Here is a 15080-nt window from a genome sequence, read left to right as displayed (position 1 = left end):
GAACCGCCCGAGGCCAACCTTCCGTCTCGCTCAGCGATACGCTTGTCGGGTGACCGGTGCGGCGAACCTCGACACGGTCCTCGGCAAGGCCGTCGCGATCCTGCGCAGTTACCGCCCCGAGGACAATGTCGTGTCCCTCGCCGAGCTGGTGCGGCGCACCGGCCTGCACAAAGCGACGGTGCACCGGCTCGCCGGCGAGCTCGTGGCGAACCGGCTCCTCGACCGTGTCGACGGCGGTTATCGGCTCAGCGGTGGGCTGTTCGAACTCGGGATGCTCGCATCGCTCGAACGCAGTCTGCTCGAGATGGCGATGCCGTTCCTGCAGGACCTCTACGAGCGTAGCCACGAGACCGTGCACCTCGGAGTCCGCGACGGACACGACGTCGTCTACGTCGCGAAGATCGGCGGTCACCGCCAGGCGATCTCCCCGTCCCGGACGGGCGGCCGCATCCCGCTGCACTGTTCCGCGATCGGTAAGGCACTGCTCGCCCACTGCGAACCGGACCTGCGCCGCGAGGTGCTGTCGGCGCCGCTGGTCCGGCGGACGCCGCACACGATCGTCGCGCCCGGCATCCTGCAGACCCAGCTCGACAAGGTGGTCGAGACCGGTGTCGCGTTCGAACGCGAGGAGTCGGCGCTGGGAATCGCGTGCGTGGCCGCGCCGGTGTTCGGGGCCGACGACCACATCGTCGCGGCCATCAGCGTCACCGGACCCACCAACCGGTACCGGCCCGAAAGCCAGGTCGCCGCAGTCCGGGCCGCCGCCGAGGGGCTGCGCAGCACGATGTCGCGTCGAGCGCGCCTGCGCTGATCACACGCCTTCGGCGTTCGCGACCGGATCCGACCAGATATCCATCGGGACGGCCTCGACGCTGCGTCCGGACTCGTCGAGGACGCGTCCCATCCGTTTGAAGAAGCGCAGCGTGACGGTGCGGTCGAGAATCTCGAGCGACGGCACCGTCCGCCGCAGGAGCTGTTCGAGTCGGTGGACGTCTTCGAGCGACCGCACCCACACCGAGTAGAAGAAGTTGGCCGGCGCCCCCGTCAGGACGAGGCACGCGCGGGTCTCCGGCAGTTCGATCAGGCGCTGCGCGACGGCGTCGCACTCGTCCACCGGCACGTGCGCCCACATCCACACCGACACCGGCCAACCCGACAGCGGCTGTGCCACGTCGCACCGCAGCAGCAGCGAGTGCCGCTCGAGCAGGACACGCACCCGGCGGCGCGCGGTGCTGACGCTGCAGCCGAGTTCCGCGGCCAGAGCGGTGAGCGACGCCCGGCCGTCCCGGGACAGGCACGCGATGAGCGCCCGGTCCGCGTCGTCCAGTGGACGCAGTGTGCCCGTCGTGCGTGGGCCGCGGCCGTCGAGGTGTGCCCGCTGGTCGGAGTCGAGCGCCCGCAGCTGCCAGTCCCCACCCATCGCGTACGGGCGGATCACGAGGTGCGTTCGGGTGGAACGGATTCCGGGCAGCTTCTCGATTGCGCGCAGCAATAGATCCGACAGTGCCGCTAGGCTTTCGACGCTCACCGTGAGGAGCAGGTCGCGGGCGCCGCTGGTGTGCTCGACGGTGAGGACGTGGGGCCACCGCACCAGGATCTCCGCGGTCTGCAGCACCTGACCGGCCACGCACTCGATCTCGATCAGCGCCGCCGTCTGCGGACCCGCCGGGTGGGCGGTGACCCACGCCGACCCGCTCTCCACCAGGCGGGACCAGCGGCGGGCGGCGGTCACCGGGTCGACTCCCAGCGCGGCACCGATCTGCGCCCACGGCGCTCGCGGCCCGAGTTGAAGGGTGTTGATCAGGCTCAGGTCCAGCTCGTCCAGAACATCAGATTCCTGAACCGATTCGTTCCTCACGACAAAATCCTGCAGTTTCGATGATTGTGACGCACGTCATGGGCATCATGCCTCAGCCGCGCCGACGCGGCACACCGCGAGGAGAGGAGACGCCAGTGTCGTTGACCGAGGACGCCAAGCAGTTGCACGGGGATCTGGTCCGGCTGCGCCGCGAGCTGCACGCTGCACCGGAGGTCGGTCTGCACCTGCCGCGCACACAGGAGCGCGTGCTCGCCGCACTGGACGGTCTGCCGCTCGAGGTCGGCACCGGCACCGCACTGACGTCGGTCACCGCGGTACTGCGCGGCGGCCGACCCGGACCGACGGTCCTGCTGCGCGGCGACATGGACGCGTTGCCGGTGGGCGAACGTGCCGACGTCGACTACGCCTCGACGGTTCCCGGCCACATGCACGCGTGCGGGCACGACCTGCACACCTCGATGCTCGTCGGCGCCGCCCACCTGCTGTCGGCGCGGCGCGAGCACCTCGCGGGCGACGTCGTGTTCATGTTCCAGCCCGGCGAGGAGGGCTACGACGGCGCCGGGCACATGCTGGCCGAGGGTGTGCTCGAGGCGTCGGGGTCGCGCCCGGTGGCCGCGTACGGCCTGCACGTCAGCGCGTCGGGAGCCCCAGGCGGCGTGTTCGTCACGCGCAAGGGCCCGTTGATGGCCGCGAGTGACGTTGCGACCGTGCGCGTCCTGGGCCGCGGTGGCCACGGGTCGTCACCTCACGCGGCCCTCGACCCGATTCCCGCGGCGTGCGAGATGGTGACCGCGCTGCAGACCTTCGCGACCCGCACATTCCCCCCGTTCGACCCGGTCGTGCTCACGGTCGGCTCGTTCCACTCCGGCACCGCGGCCAACGTCATCCCCGACGACGCCCGATTCGACATCACCGTGCGCACCTTCTCCCCCGAGAACCAGGCGAAGGTCCGGGACGGCATCACCCGGGTGTGCCGGGGAATCGCCGCCGCGCACGGGCTCGAGGTGGACGTCGACTACGACGAGCAGTACCCGGTGACCGTCAACGACGACACCGAGACGCAGTTCGTCGCCGACGTCGTCGCCGAGGTCCACGGCCCCGAGCGCTTCGCCTGGCAGCCGCAGCCGGCGGCCGCGTCCGAGGACTTCTCGCGCGTTCTGAACGAGATTCCGGGAGCGTTCGTGTTCCTCGGCGCCTGCCCCGCGGATCGGGATCCGAGGGCGGCCGCGTTCAACCACTCGCCGCTCGCGGAATTCGACGACGCCGTCCTGGGCGACGGCGCCGCGCTCTACAGCGAACTCGCGCTCCGGCGGCTCGCCGCGGTCGACAGCGCAGCGTGAACGGCCCTCGGTCCGCACGTTCCCCTCGTGCGGACCGAGGCCGAGATCACTTGCCCAGCAGGCCCTTCGCGATGTGGGTCACCTGGATCTCGTTGGAACCGGCGTAGATCATGAGCGACTTGGCGTCGCGCGCGAGCTGCTCCACCTTGTACTCGGCCATGTAGCCGTTGCCGCCGAAGAGCTGGACGGCCTCCATCGCGACCTCGGTGGCGGCCCGCGACGAGTACAGCTTCATCGCCGACGCCTCGGCGAGGCTGAGCGGAGAGCCGGAGTTGCTGCGCTCGATGGCATTGAACAGCATGTTCTGTACGTTCAGGCGCGCGACTTCCATCTCGGCCAGCTTGAGCTGGATGAGCTGGAACTGGGCGATCTCCTTGCCCCAGAGCTTGCGGTTCTTGGCGTAGTCGATGGACAGCCGCTGGCACTCGTTGATGATGCCCAGCGCGAGCGAGGCGATACCGATGCGCTCGGCCGCGAACGACTCCTTCGCGCTCTCCTTGCCGTCACCCTTGGCCGGGTTCTCGGTCTCGCCGAGGAGTCGATCCTTGGAGATCCGGACGTTGTCGAAGAACAGTTCGCCGGTGGGCGAGGAGTTCATGCCCATCTTCTTGAACGGCGGGCTCTGCGTGAAACCCTCCATGCCCTTCTCGAGCACGAAGCCGAGAACCTTGCGGTCGCGGCGGTCGACGGAGGCGTCGCCCTCGTCGAGCTTGGCGTACACGATGGTGACGTCGGCGTACGGGCCGTTGGTGATGAACGTCTTCTGCCCGTTGAGGATGTAGTCGTCACCGTCGCGGCGGACGTAGGACTTCATGCCGCCGAACGCGTCGGAACCGGAGTCGGGCTCGGTGATGGCCCACGCGCCCACCTTCTCCATCGTGACCAGGCCCGGCAGCCAGCGCTTCTTCTGGGCCAGCGTGCCGCGGCTGCGGAGCGTGCCGGCGGTGAGGCCGATGCTGACACCCATCGACGCCACCAGACCGAGGCTCACGCCCGCGATCTCGCTGTTGAGGATGACGCCCATGCTGCCCGCGCCGCTGAATCCGCCGGACTTCTCGTCGGAGTCGGCGGGCGCTTCGCCGCGCTCCTTCGCCTCCTCCTTCGCGAACGACTTCTCGAGCGCCTCGCTGGCCATCTCGTCCATGCCGAAGGTGGCGTACATCTTGCGGATGATGTCGTACGGAGGCAGCTCACCGGTCTCGAGCTTGTCGACGTGCGGCTTGATCTCCTTGTCGATGAAGCCACGCAGTGCGTCGCGGAACATCAGGTCGGTGTCTGACCACTCGTACATGTGGGAACTCCAGTCGGTGCGCTCTCGGTGTGGCCTGCATGACAGACCGGGCCACCCCGTGGCGGCCGCCACATCCACACATATAGAACGCGTTCTCTTTTGTCCACCCCGCGGCCATTTAGTTAGTGCACGACTTAATCGTGTATGCTTCATTCCATGACCACGACCCTCCCCGAGCAGGATGTCGACTGGGGCGACGTCGATCCCCTGGCTCTCGATCGCCAGGTGTGCTTCGCCCTCGCGGTTGCCAACCGCGCAGTGCTGTCGGTCTACCGCCCCCTTCTCGAGCCGATGGGCCTGACGCACCCGCAGTACCTCGTGATGCTCGCACTGTGGGGCCGCGCACCCATGTCGGTGAAGGAGATCGGGCAGGCGCTGCAACTCGATTCGCCCACGCTTTCCCCGTTGCTCAAGCGACTCGAGTCCGGCGGCCTCATCACGCGCACCCGCAGCGCCGCCGACGAGCGCCAACTGGTCGTCGAACTCACCGAAGCCGGGAAGGCCCTGCGCACCCAGGCCGAACGCATCCCCGGCGCCGTCGTGCAGCGACTCGGTGTGAGCCTCGCCGAACTCGAAGAACTCCACTCCGTCCTCACTCGAGTCAATGCGGCGGCCCTGCGCGCCGGCGCCCTGCACGAGTGAACCGCCCCCTCCAGACAGGTACAGGTATTCAGGACATGTCACCACGTTCGAAAGCCAAGCGCCCCAACCCGTTCCAGTGGATCGCATACGCGTGCGGCCGCAAGCTTCCCGACTCGATGCAGGATTGGGTCCGCAACGACCTCATCGGCGATTGGGCAGTGCCGCGGCACATGATTCGCAGCATGGTGCCATTCCTGCCGATCTTCGCGGCGTTCTTCCTGTTCCCCGGCCCGGTGTGGCTGCGGGGATCGATGGTGCTCCTCGGCGTCTTCCTGGCGTTGTTCTTCTCCGCGGCCTACATGGAGCAGAACCGTCGTCGCCGGCTCGAGAAGCACGGCTTGAACCCCGACCTGGAGAACCCCAAGAAGGTCGCGCGCCACAACGCCGAGAAGGCCGCGTACGAGAAGGCGCACCCCCACGCGTTCTGAGGCGTCCTCATCTGCTGTACAGCGCGACGCCGTCGGATTCGACCACCTGCACCGCACCACGGTCGACCAGAACGTCCAGGTGCGCAACGGTTTCGATGACCGCATACGGCCGCAGCGGTGCGGGAAGGTCACCCAACCTCTGGTCACGTCGCGTCCAGCGCAACCGGTGCGCCACGTCGATCGCCGTGACCCCGTGCGACGACACGGCGTCGAGGGTGCGGTCCAGACGGCCGTGATGGTGATCGATGAGCTGCCGAGCACGTGTGGCCGCGCTCGGCAGCGTCGGACCGTGTGCGGGCAGCAACTGAGCGTCGGGCATCGTCTGGACCAGTAGCAGCGAGGCGAGATAGTCGCCCAGCGGCAATCGGCCCGCCGCGGTCTCGAGCCCGATCCACGGCGTGATTCGGGGAAGGACGTGGTCGCCGGTGAAGAACAACCGGGCCCCCGGATCCCAGAACGAGTAGTGCCCGTTCGTGTGCCCCGGGGTGGGGATCGCAACGAGAGTTCGGTTCCGCAGCACGATCCGCGGGTTGCCCTCGAGCCAGTGGTCCGGCAACTCCACCCCCACGTCGGGGACACCGTGCATCATCGCGATCATGTCGTGTGCGCCCGCCCGCGCCAGGGTGGCGGCCGTGCCGGACGACACTCGCGCCGCCTCTGCGCCGGCCGCGTGCCACTCGACCGTCGCCCGCTCGCCGACGCCGAGACTGATGGGCGTGCCGTGCCGTCGGCGAACCTCGAGCGCCTGCGAGTAGTGGTCGGTGTGCCAGTGCGTGATGAGGAACCGGCTGATCCCGCTCGGCTCGAACCCGATGCGTTCGAGCCCCTGCACCAGGTGACGCTCCCCGTCCTCGGTGGCCCATCCCGAGTCGATCAGAACGACGTCGTCGCCGTCGGCGACCGCATACACGTTGATCGCCGGCGGCCCCTCCGGTAGAGGCAACGGGATGCGGAACACGCCGGGCGAGATCTCGTACGAACCAGGAGCCGTCCAGTGCGGCACCGAGTCCGGCCCGGCTGCCGTCGGAGCACTACTACGCAAATCCACGTCTCGAACATGCCACGGGCGGATCCGTCTCGATCCGCCCGAACCGCTGAGCGAGACGGCCCGGAGACGGGTTCAGTACGCGGACGTCCCGCCGCCCGCACGACGCGCCTCGAGCGCAGATCCCAGCGTCATGATTCCCTCATAACAGTTGGGGTCGAGACCGACGAGATCGCGGATCCGACCCAGCCGGTTGTTGACCGTGTTCGGGTGGATGCCGAGAGCGCGCGCCGTCCGCCCACGGTCGAGGTCGTGATGGAGATAGACATCGAGCGTCTCCATCAGTTCGGGGAAAGGATCCAACGGCAGTAGACAGTCTCCCAGGTAGTGGTGTCCGGCGGTGGTCCGCGACAGCTGGAACGGCAACGCAAGGTCCTTCAGCTGATACACCGCCGGCTCCCGGCCCATCCGGCGCGCCAGTTCGACGAGTTCGCGTGCCAGCGCCCCCGCCCCCGCGAGTTCGCGGCGTTTGACCGGACCGGACACCGCCCCGGTCACGGCGGATCCGACCACCTCACCCACCGCCGAGGTCAGATCTACCGCCAGCCGGAACCAGTCGGTTTCCGCGCCGGGACGTCTCGGGACGAGCACCGTGGCCGAATCGGGTTCCACGATGGCAAGCGTCGGCGGTGTGCCGACCGCATCGAGCACCCGGACCGTGCGCGCCTCCCTGGTCCGCCACGCCTTCGCGTCCGTCTCCACGTCGCCGCCGGACAGAGCTAGTACCGAGTACTCGTCGGCCAGTTCGATGCCGCACCAGCGCGCCGTAGGGTCCGCGTCCTGGCCCGCCAGCAGCAGTCTGGCCAGCAACTCGCGCGACGGCTGCTCGTCGCCCTCGAGCGCCACCCGCTCGCACTCGTACGAATCCACGACCGTGCGCGTGACCACCTCCTGCAGCCGCAGGACGCCGTCCGCGATGTCGACCAACGCCGCGGCGCGCTCACCCGCGGCCGCGGCACGACACTCGTCCAGGAGGATTCGGCCGAACCGGTACCAACTGTGCAGCACAGCCGACAAGGACGCCCCGTCCACCGCTGCCTGAACGGCACCCTCACGGACCGGTAGCAGTTCGTCGGCGGTGAACGTCCGGTTCTCCCGGATCGCCCGCGAGGCAATTCGGAAGAACCGAAGGGTGCTGCGTTGCAACAACTCCGGATGGAACGAGTATCCCGGGTCCGCCGAGCACCGCCTACGCTCCAGTGCGTCGAACCGGACGTCGAGCCGGTCCAGGATCGCGAGCACCGCGGCGCTCGGTGCGCCGCGCCTGAGCTCGTCATCCGACGGCATGCCCGAACCATACGCCGCCGACCGCCGGCGAGTAGCGCATCCGGAGGGGCCGTCCCCACCGAAAATCGCCGAAACCGAACATATCTCGCGTCGCCGCACTGGGATTGTGGAGATCGGCGCCGGCCGCCACCCGCGGTTCACCCCACCGAGCACCCACGGGCCGCGCTAGGCCCGATCCGTCGTCGCCTGCAGCCTGTTTCGCAGGTGATCGCGCTCCGGGTCGGTCCCGACCAGGTCCAGTGCGCGCCGGTACTCCGCGGCCGCCTCCTCCCGCCTTCCGAGGCGCGCCAGCAACTCGGCCCGCGCTGCGACATACGGATGGTGCGCCCGCAATTGCGGTTCCTCGGAGAGTTCGTCCAGCAGGGCGAGCCCCGCCGCCGGACCGTCCCGCATCGCGACCGCAACTGCACGACTCATCGCCACCACCGGCGACGGCACCAACCGGAGCAGCACGTCGTACAGGGCGACGATCTGCGGCCAGTCGGTGCTCGCGACGTCGGGTGCCTCGTCGTGCAATGCCGCAATGGCGGCCTGCACCCCGTATGCGCCGGGTGGGCCGCCCGTGAGCGACACCAGCACCAGCGCACTACCTTCCTCGATCAGCGGCCGGTCCCACACCGCGCGGTCCTGATCCTCCAAGAGCACCATTTCGCCGCCCGGACCGGTGCGGGCGCCGCGGCGGGCGTGCACCAGCAGCATCAGTGCGAGGAGCCCGGCGATCTCGCGTTCGCCGGGCAGCAGGCGGTGCAGAACACGGGTCAACCGGATTGCCTCCTCGGCGACGTCGAGTCGCTGCAACCGTGGTCCGGTACTGGCGGCGTAGCCCTCGGTGAAGATCGCGTACAGCACCTGCAGGACACCGGGTAGCCGCTGCGGCAGCTCGTCGGCGTCCGGCACCCGGAACGGGATCCGCAGATCGTGGATCCGTTTCTTGGCCCGCGTGATCCGCTTCGCCATCGTCGCGGTCGGGACGAGGAAGGCCCGGGCCACCTCGGACGTCGTGAGCCCTGCCAGACAGCGCAGGGTCAGCGCCGTGCGGTCCTCGGCCGGCAGCGCGGGGTGCGCGCACGTGAAGAACAACTGGAGCCGCTCGTCGGGCAACTCGCCGCCCACGTCCGCAGCAGGGGCGGGATCGGCGCGATCCGCCTCCACCTGCAGCACCGCGATCCGCGCCGCGAGCACCTGATCACGCCGCAGACGGTCCACGGCCCGGCGCCGCGCCGTGGTCAGCAGCCAGGCCCCCGGCTTGGACGGCACGCCGTCCACCGGCCAGCGCCGCAGCGCGGCCTCGATCGCCTCCGACGTGGCTTCCTCCGCCAGATCGAGGTCGCCGAACCTGCTCACCAGAGCGGCGAGCAGGCGGCCGCGCTCCTCCCGGAAGACCGCCTCGACGGACGTCTCCGCGTCGGTCGCGCGGCCACCGCTCCCGCTGACCATCGGACGTCAGTTGCCGAAGCCGGCGATGGGGCGCACCACGATCCGGCCGCCGCCGCGCGAGCCGGGACAGCGGGCCGCCCAGTCGAGCGCGACATCGAGGTCCGGCACGTCGATCACGTAGAAGCCGCCCAGCACCTCACGGGCCTCGGCGAACGGCCCGTCGGTGGTGACGGTGCGGGTGCCGTCGTCCCCCACCTGGATGCTGGTGGCGGTGACGAGGTCGGCCAGCGACTCACCCGAGACGAAGATCCCGGCGTCCTTGACCTCCTTGTCGTAGACCATCCAGTCCTCGGGCGTGCAGTCGCTCGTGGCGTCGGCGGACTCGGCGTTGATCAGCAGCAGGTACTTCATGATCGGTTCCTCCTCGAGAGGTGCTCATTGTTGCGGTACACCATGACGACGAACGAGGTGGCCCCGAAAGGACAGCGCGGGTGAACTTTCTTTCGCGCCGTCAGTCGAGCCCGCGGAGGAACTCGAGCATCGCGGTGTTGACCTGGTCGGCTGCCTCCATCTGCACGAAATGCCCGACGTCGGGGATCACGTGGGTCGAGCGCAGGCCGGGCACCATCGCGGCCATCGTCTCGAACGGATTCTCCCCCATCATCTCGAGCACCGGATCCTTCGCGCCGGCGATGAACGTGGTCGGGACGGTGACGGGACGGCCGTGCAGTTCCTCGTTCTGCTCCCACACGTAGTCGTCGGCCCGGTACCAGTTGAGGCCGCCCGTGAAGCCGGTGCGCGTGAACTCGTCCACGTAGTAGCCGAATTCGTCCTCGCTGAGCCACGGCCACGGCAACGCCGGAGGTTCGGGCAGCACGTCGAGGTAGCCGTTGCCCTCGGACGGGAAGTCCCAGCAGTCGAGGTAACGGTTCGCTCCGCTGAGCGCGTGGAAGATCTTGGACAAGAACTCGCGCGGGTGGTCGCCGAGTTCGCGGTCGGCCGGGCCGTACTCCTGGAAGTAGTGCAGGTGCACGAAGTGCTGCGACGACATGTACCGGAAGCCGTCGGTGGGCCGGACCGGCGACCGTGGCATTCGCGGCACGCTCAACTGCATCAGGGCGCGGACGCGTCCCGGCGCCCAGTTCGGCAGGTCCCACACCAGTTGCGCGCCGAAGTCGTGGCCCGAGAACACCGCCTGCTCGATGCCGAGCGCGTCGAGCAGGCCGACCATGTCGTCGACGGTGTGCCGGCGGTCGTACTCGCGAGGATCGGAGGGCACGTCGGTGCGTCCGTAACCGCGCATGTCGGGGGCGATCACCCGGTAGCCGGCCGCGGACAGCGCCGACAGTTGGTGCCGCCAGCTGTACCAGAGTCCCGGGAAGCCGTGACACAGCACGATCGGGTCGCCCTCGCCCTGCTCGGCGATGTGCATGTCGAGGTCCCCGACGCGTACCGTCCGGTGCGTGAGTGTCGTTGCAGGATCGGTCATTCCGGAATATTAAGTCACTCCAGGCGCGGGCGGAGCCAATCGACGAGATCGTCGAGCACCTTCTCCTGCTCGGGTTCGTTGAAAACCTCGTGGAACAGGCCGTCGTACGTCTTCAACGTCAGATCTTTCGATCCGGCGTGGGCCGCGATCATCCGGCTACCGGAGACGTCGGCCAGGCGATCCTCGGTGCCGTGGAGCAGCAGGACCGGAATGGTCAGCGACGGCAACCGAGCCGGGAAGCTCTCGGCGGCCAGAATCATCCCCCGCGCGATGCCCGCCTTGACCTTTCCGTGATGGACGAGAGGGTCGGACTCGTACGCCGCGACCACCGCGGGATCGCGGGAGACCGACTTCGCGTCGAGGGTCTCGACGGGTATTCCGGGTGCGAACCGACCGAGGATCTTGCCGATCTCGATCACCACCCGCGGCTTGCCGCCCACGACGTCCACGGCCGGCGCCGACAGGATCAGACCCGACAATTCGTCCTGGTGGTCGAGCGCGTACGACAGCGCGATCGCGCCGCCCATGCTGTGTCCCAGCAGGAATCGTTGCAGGCCCGGATTCTCGGCGATCGCGACGGCCGACAACCGGTGCAGGTCGTCGAGGAACTCCGACCAGTCGTGCAACTCGATCCGCTTGCCACCGGAGCGGCCGTGCCCGCGGTGGTCCGGCGCGTAGACGACGAGACCGAGCCCCACCAAGCGTTCGACGACATGGTCGTAGCGACGCGCGTGTTCGCCCAGACCGTGCGCGAGCAGGAGTATGCCCGACGGCGGACCGTCCGGACGCCAGACGTCGTACACGATGCGGGTGCCGTGCACCCCGGCGAATTCCGACTCTGTGTGCTGCACGAAAGCGAGTTTAGGTGGGCGGACGGCGTCGTGGGGCGCTTGTCGCCGGGCGCTTGTCAGCCCGATCGCGCGGCGGGACGATGAAGGTGGCCGACAGGAGTCGCGATGAGTACCACCGATGCCCCGTTCCTGAGGTACACCGACGAGACCGGGCACGCCCGGGAGGTGACACTGTCCGTCGACAGCCCGCGCGTGACGGTGGGCCGATCGTCGGACGCCGACGTCTCGCTGGCCGACGACCCCGAGGTGTCGCGCCTGCACGCGACACTCGAGTGGATCGGCACGGACTGGACCATCGTCGACGACGGCCTGTCCCGCAACGGCACGTTCGTCAACGGTGAGCGCATCTCGGGACGCCGGCGCCTACGGAACGGCGACAGCATCCGGATCGGCAACTCGGCGTTCGTGTTCCGCGACCTCGCGCGTCAGGGCGGCGAGCCCACCCGGGTGGCCGCGGGCATCCCGACGGTACGGTCGCTCACCAGGACGCAGCGGGAGATCCTGATCGCGCTGTGCCGTCCGTACAAGCACAACGCGGCGTTCGCGAATCCCGCGTCCAATCAGCAGGTCGCCGACGAGGTGTTCCTCAGCGTCGACGCCGTCAAGACGCACCTGCGTGCGCTGTTCGCGAAGTTCGGTGTCGAGAACCTGCCGCAGAACCAGAAGCGGTTGCGCCTGGTCGAGAAGGCGCTGCACAGCGGGGTCATCACCGAACACGATCTGTGACCGGTCAGGCCGCGGCCCGCACGTCCGGCCGCACCTGCGCGCGCAACCGGGTGAGCGCACGATGCTGTGCGATGCGCACCGCCCCGGGGGTGGTGCCGAGGGCGGCGGCGGTCTCGGTGGCCGACATACCGCGCACCAGGCGCATGACGAGGATGTCCCGGTGCCGCGGCGGCAGGGTCTCGACGAGGCTGCGTGCCCACGTCCCCCGCTCACCGGCGATCGCACGTTCCTCCGGCCCGGCCTCGGGGCACACCACCTCGCCCGCGTCCTCGATGGGCGCGCATGCCCTTCCGGCGGCGCGTCGGGCGTCGATCACCTTGTGACCCGCGATCGCGTAGACGTACGTCAGGAACGACGCTCCGCGGTCGCAGTAGCGAGGCAGGGCGGTCATCAGGGCGACGCACGCCTCGTGGGAGACGTCCTCGGCGACGGACTGCAGGGCCCCGCGGCCGAGCCGGGCGAAACAGTACCGGCGCACCAGTGGGTAGACGATCGCGAGCACTCGCTCGCGCGCCCGGGGGTCGCCGGCCACGGCGTCCGGTACCCACTCCTGCAGTACCTCGCGGGCACGTTCGGCGGTCATCTCGTTCGTCGACGTCGCGGTCGGAGCGTGTGCACGCATCTCGAATCTCCCAACGCGGACGGCGCGGTCGGCCGTCCCACGTCTTCGATCCTCTGCGGGGAGCGCTGCCCCCGACAGGCACCCTCGGGTGGCGGTCGCGCACCCTGTTCCGCTTGTCGGACTCCGCAACTAGGGTTCCGGACATGACCGTAGAGCAGAGTCTCGACGACCAGTTCCTCACTGCCGCTGATCCTTACCGGCGCGAACTACTTGCGCACTGCTACCGCATGATGGGCTCGATCCACGACGCGGAGGACCTGCTGCAGGAGACGATGGTGCGTGCGTGGCGCGGCTACGGCAAGTTCGACGGCCGCTCGTCCGTGCGAACGTGGCTGCACCGGATCGCCACCAACACGTGCCTGACGGCCCTCGAGGGCCGCGAGCGCCGGCCCCTGCCCACCGGCCTGGGGGCACCCAGTTCGGACCCCTCGGACGAACTGATCGAGCGCCGCGAAGTGCCGTGGCTGGAGCCGATCCCGGATTCGATGGTGTGGGGCGATTCCGGGTGGGGTGCGGACGATCCCGCGACGGTGGTGGCCGCCCGCGAGTCGGTGCGGTTGGCGTTCGTCGCCGCCCTGCAGCACCTGTCGGCCCGGCAGCGAGCGGTACTGGTCCTGCGCGACGTTCTGCAGTGGAAGGCCGCCGAGGTGGCCGAGGCGCTGGGCACGTCCACCGCAGCGGTCAACAGCCTGCTGCAGCGCGCACGGGCACAGCTCTCCGAGGCCACACCCAACCCGGACGCACTGGTGGAACCGGAGTCCGACGACGCCCGCGAGTTGCTGCGCCGGTACGTCGACGGGTTCGAACGCTACGACATCGACGGCCTGGTGGACCTGTTCACGCAGGACGCGGTGTGGGAGATGCCCCCGTTCGTCGGCTGGTACGTCGGCGGCGCCGACATCGCCCGGCTCATCAAGGAGAAGTGCCCGTCGGAGGGCCCGGGCGACATGCGACTGCTGCCGGCGTCGGGCAACGGCCAGCCCGCGCTCGGCCTGTACATGCGGGAACCGGACGGCGTGCACCGCCCGTTCCAACTGCACGTCCTCGACATCACCGAGCGCGGGGTCGCCCACGTCACGTGTTTCTTCGACGTCGACCTGTTCGAGAGGTTCGGGCTGCCACCGCAACTCTGACGACCCCCGCGGTCGTCGGCATCACTGACCGGCGGCTGCCGGATCCATCCACATGACCTCCCACACGTGGTTGTCGAGATCGCGGAACGACCGGCCGTACATGAAGCCGTGATCCTGCGGGTCCATCCACTTGCTGCCACCGGCCGCGATGGCGGCATCCACGAGCGCGTCCACGCCGTCGCGGCTGTCCGCGGAGATACAGGTGAGCACCTCGCGGCTCTTCGACGTGTCGCAGATGTCGTCGGCGATGAAGTCGCGGAAGCGGTCCTTCTGCAGCATCATGATCCACGCCGAGTCGTTGATCGCCATGCAGGCGGTGCTTCCGTCGCAGAACTGCTCGTTGAACTCGAAGCCGAGGCCACCGAAGAAGGACCGGCTCGCGGCGACGTCCTCGACCGGCAGGTTGACGAAGATCAGACGGGACATGGGGCTCTCCTTTGTTCGCGGTTGGTCTGTTCGCAGTGGGGGTCGAGGCCGGGCCCGTTCGGGGCCCGCACAGATGACAGACCACCGCCGCACCGAAAACTCATCGCGGCCGTCCGTCATCGAGATCGCGGAGGGGCTAGGCACGCGCGCGGCGCGGTGGTGTCATGGATTCATGAGTGAGGACAAGCGACACTTCGTGGCGAGTCGACTCGACGGACTCATCCACGCGCTGGAACTGCAGGCGCCCACCGAGGAGGAGCCGTCACCGGTACCCACGGCCAACGGCTTCACGGGATCTCTCGCCGAGGCACAGCGGCATCGGGCCGAGTTGGAATCCGCGACGCCCGCACGCGTGGACGAGATCGCGGCCGGGTATCCCGAGATCGCGAAGGACTGGGCCGAGCAACAGTCGGCCTGATCCGCGGGGCCCGATCCCGTACGGGAAGGCCCCACCCGCCGTGTCGAGCCGCCCGACCCGGCGATGTTCCGCGCGAGCACGACCCGAGCCCGACCCCAGGGGGTGGGAACACCACCCCTCGGTGGCCCGACGACCACCTCGGAGAGCCTGTCGACGGCACCCCCGGACGACGAGATTGGAAGGAGC

Annotated in this window: 17 protein-coding genes; 7 read left to right on the top strand and 10 right to left on the bottom strand. The window is 69.0% G+C overall.

What is annotated here, in order from left to right:
- Nucleotides 1-49: 49 nt before the first annotated feature.
- A complete protein-coding gene (locus PSS76_RS03540; protein ID WP_013417308.1) occupies nucleotides 50-811 on the top strand; it encodes an IclR family transcriptional regulator in 762 nt (253 codons plus the stop codon).
- Here the strand turns inward: PSS76_RS03540 and PSS76_RS03535 are convergent, their stop codons facing one another.
- Entirely contained in the window at nucleotides 812-1858 is a 1047-nt protein-coding gene (locus tag PSS76_RS03535; protein WP_064079036.1) for an Lrp/AsnC family transcriptional regulator, read from the bottom strand. It lies immediately after the preceding gene.
- 95 nt (nucleotides 1859-1953) lie between these two features.
- Between PSS76_RS03535 and PSS76_RS03530 the strand changes: the two genes are divergently transcribed.
- The gene (locus PSS76_RS03530; protein WP_013417310.1) at nucleotides 1954-3159 is read left to right on the top strand and encodes a M20 metallopeptidase family protein; all 1206 of its coding nucleotides are present in this window, start codon (nucleotides 1954-1956) and stop codon (nucleotides 3157-3159) included.
- 46 nt (nucleotides 3160-3205) lie between these two features.
- Here PSS76_RS03530 and PSS76_RS03525 read toward each other — a convergent pair whose 3' ends face one another.
- On the bottom strand, nucleotides 3206-4450 hold the full coding sequence (locus PSS76_RS03525) for an acyl-CoA dehydrogenase family protein (protein ID WP_013417311.1): 1245 nt from the start codon (nucleotides 4448-4450) through the stop codon (nucleotides 3206-3208).
- Between the two features lie 156 nt (nucleotides 4451-4606).
- Between PSS76_RS03525 and PSS76_RS03520 the strand changes: the two genes are divergently transcribed.
- Entirely contained in the window at nucleotides 4607-5092 is a 486-nt protein-coding gene (locus tag PSS76_RS03520) for a MarR family winged helix-turn-helix transcriptional regulator (protein WP_013417312.1), read from the top strand.
- A 35-nt stretch (nucleotides 5093-5127) separates the two neighbouring features.
- Nucleotides 5128-5520, top strand: coding sequence for a DUF5313 family protein (locus PSS76_RS03515; RefSeq protein ID WP_013417313.1), 393 nt, complete (start codon nucleotides 5128-5130; stop codon nucleotides 5518-5520).
- Nucleotides 5521-5527: 7 nt separating this feature from the next.
- Here the strand turns inward: PSS76_RS03515 and PSS76_RS03510 are convergent, their stop codons facing one another.
- The 6 genes from PSS76_RS03510 to PSS76_RS03485 all read right to left on the bottom strand — a co-directional run bounded on the left by PSS76_RS03510 (nucleotide 5528) and on the right by PSS76_RS03485 (nucleotide 11569).
- Complete coding sequence (locus PSS76_RS03510; RefSeq protein WP_237171027.1) at nucleotides 5528-6568, bottom strand: MBL fold metallo-hydrolase; 1041 nt, start codon at nucleotides 6566-6568, stop codon at nucleotides 5528-5530.
- A gap of 72 nt (nucleotides 6569-6640) precedes the next feature.
- The gene (locus tag PSS76_RS03505) at nucleotides 6641-7852 is read right to left on the bottom strand and encodes a PucR family transcriptional regulator (RefSeq protein ID WP_084968544.1); all 1212 of its coding nucleotides are present in this window, start codon (nucleotides 7850-7852) and stop codon (nucleotides 6641-6643) included.
- A gap of 165 nt (nucleotides 7853-8017) precedes the next feature.
- Nucleotides 8018-9289, bottom strand: a complete 1272-nt coding sequence (locus tag PSS76_RS03500; protein ID WP_022598123.1) for an RNA polymerase sigma factor — start codon at nucleotides 9287-9289, stop codon at nucleotides 8018-8020.
- A gap of 6 nt (nucleotides 9290-9295) precedes the next feature.
- Nucleotides 9296-9640, bottom strand: coding sequence for a YciI family protein (locus PSS76_RS03495; protein WP_081205963.1), 345 nt, complete (start codon nucleotides 9638-9640; stop codon nucleotides 9296-9298).
- A 100-nt stretch (nucleotides 9641-9740) separates the two neighbouring features.
- Entirely contained in the window at nucleotides 9741-10718 is a 978-nt protein-coding gene (locus tag PSS76_RS03490; protein WP_022598125.1) for an alpha/beta fold hydrolase, read from the bottom strand.
- A 14-nt stretch (nucleotides 10719-10732) separates the two neighbouring features.
- Entirely contained in the window at nucleotides 10733-11569 is an 837-nt protein-coding gene (locus tag PSS76_RS03485; protein WP_081185066.1) for an alpha/beta hydrolase, read from the bottom strand.
- A 105-nt stretch (nucleotides 11570-11674) separates the two neighbouring features.
- Between PSS76_RS03485 and PSS76_RS03480 the strand changes: the two genes are divergently transcribed.
- The gene (locus tag PSS76_RS03480) at nucleotides 11675-12295 is read left to right on the top strand and encodes an FHA domain-containing protein (protein WP_064079043.1); all 621 of its coding nucleotides are present in this window, start codon (nucleotides 11675-11677) and stop codon (nucleotides 12293-12295) included.
- 4 nt (nucleotides 12296-12299) lie between these two features.
- Here PSS76_RS03480 and shbA read toward each other — a convergent pair whose 3' ends face one another.
- On the bottom strand, nucleotides 12300-12917 hold the full coding sequence (gene shbA, locus PSS76_RS03475) for an RNA polymerase sigma factor ShbA (RefSeq protein ID WP_064079044.1): 618 nt from the start codon (nucleotides 12915-12917) through the stop codon (nucleotides 12300-12302).
- 143 nt (nucleotides 12918-13060) lie between these two features.
- Between shbA and PSS76_RS03470 the strand changes: the two genes are divergently transcribed.
- Nucleotides 13061-14050: a sigma-70 family RNA polymerase sigma factor gene (locus PSS76_RS03470; protein WP_041674453.1), complete on the top strand. Its 990-nt coding sequence runs from the start codon at nucleotides 13061-13063 to the stop codon at nucleotides 14048-14050.
- Nucleotides 14051-14071: 21 nt separating this feature from the next.
- On the opposite strand, the gene PSS76_RS03465 is transcribed toward PSS76_RS03470, so the two are convergent.
- Complete coding sequence (locus PSS76_RS03465) at nucleotides 14072-14476, bottom strand: VOC family protein (RefSeq protein ID WP_005517376.1); 405 nt, start codon at nucleotides 14474-14476, stop codon at nucleotides 14072-14074.
- 172 nt (nucleotides 14477-14648) lie between these two features.
- On the opposite strand from PSS76_RS03465, the gene PSS76_RS03460 reads away from it, so the two are divergent.
- Nucleotides 14649-14894, top strand: a complete 246-nt coding sequence (locus tag PSS76_RS03460) for a hypothetical protein (RefSeq protein ID WP_037085946.1) — start codon at nucleotides 14649-14651, stop codon at nucleotides 14892-14894.
- Nucleotides 14895-15080 lie beyond the last annotated feature (186 nt).

Source organism: Prescottella sp. D32, from assembly GCF_037287305.1.
GTDB lineage: Bacteria > Actinomycetota > Actinomycetes > Mycobacteriales > Mycobacteriaceae > Prescottella > Prescottella equi.
The sequence above is the reverse complement of the archived record's forward strand: the minus strand, read 5'-3'. Positions and strand labels throughout refer to the sequence as shown.

Coding starts and splice junctions, on each gene's coding strand:
- PSS76_RS03495 (WP_081205963.1), bottom strand. CDS start 9,640: ATGAAGTACCTGCTGCTGATCAACGCCGAGTCCGCCGACGCCACGAGC.
- PSS76_RS03515 (WP_013417313.1), top strand. CDS start 5,128: ATGTCACCACGTTCGAAAGCCAAGCGCCCCAACCCGTTCCAGTGGATC.
- PSS76_RS03505 (WP_084968544.1), bottom strand. CDS start 7,852: ATGCCGTCGGATGACGAGCTCAGGCGCGGCGCACCGAGCGCCGCGGTG.
- PSS76_RS03490 (WP_022598125.1), bottom strand. CDS start 10,718: ATGACCGATCCTGCAACGACACTCACGCACCGGACGGTACGCGTCGGG.
- PSS76_RS03465 (WP_005517376.1), bottom strand. CDS start 14,476: ATGTCCCGTCTGATCTTCGTCAACCTGCCGGTCGAGGACGTCGCCGCG.
- shbA (WP_064079044.1), bottom strand. CDS start 12,917: ATGCGTGCACACGCTCCGACCGCGACGTCGACGAACGAGATGACCGCC.
- PSS76_RS03460 (WP_037085946.1), top strand. CDS start 14,649: ATGAGTGAGGACAAGCGACACTTCGTGGCGAGTCGACTCGACGGACTC.
- PSS76_RS03470 (WP_041674453.1), top strand. CDS start 13,061: ATGACCGTAGAGCAGAGTCTCGACGACCAGTTCCTCACTGCCGCTGAT.
- PSS76_RS03520 (WP_013417312.1), top strand. CDS start 4,607: ATGACCACGACCCTCCCCGAGCAGGATGTCGACTGGGGCGACGTCGAT.
- PSS76_RS03480 (WP_064079043.1), top strand. CDS start 11,675: ATGAGTACCACCGATGCCCCGTTCCTGAGGTACACCGACGAGACCGGG.
- PSS76_RS03525 (WP_013417311.1), bottom strand. CDS start 4,450: ATGTACGAGTGGTCAGACACCGACCTGATGTTCCGCGACGCACTGCGT.
- PSS76_RS03500 (WP_022598123.1), bottom strand. CDS start 9,289: ATGGTCAGCGGGAGCGGTGGCCGCGCGACCGACGCGGAGACGTCCGTC.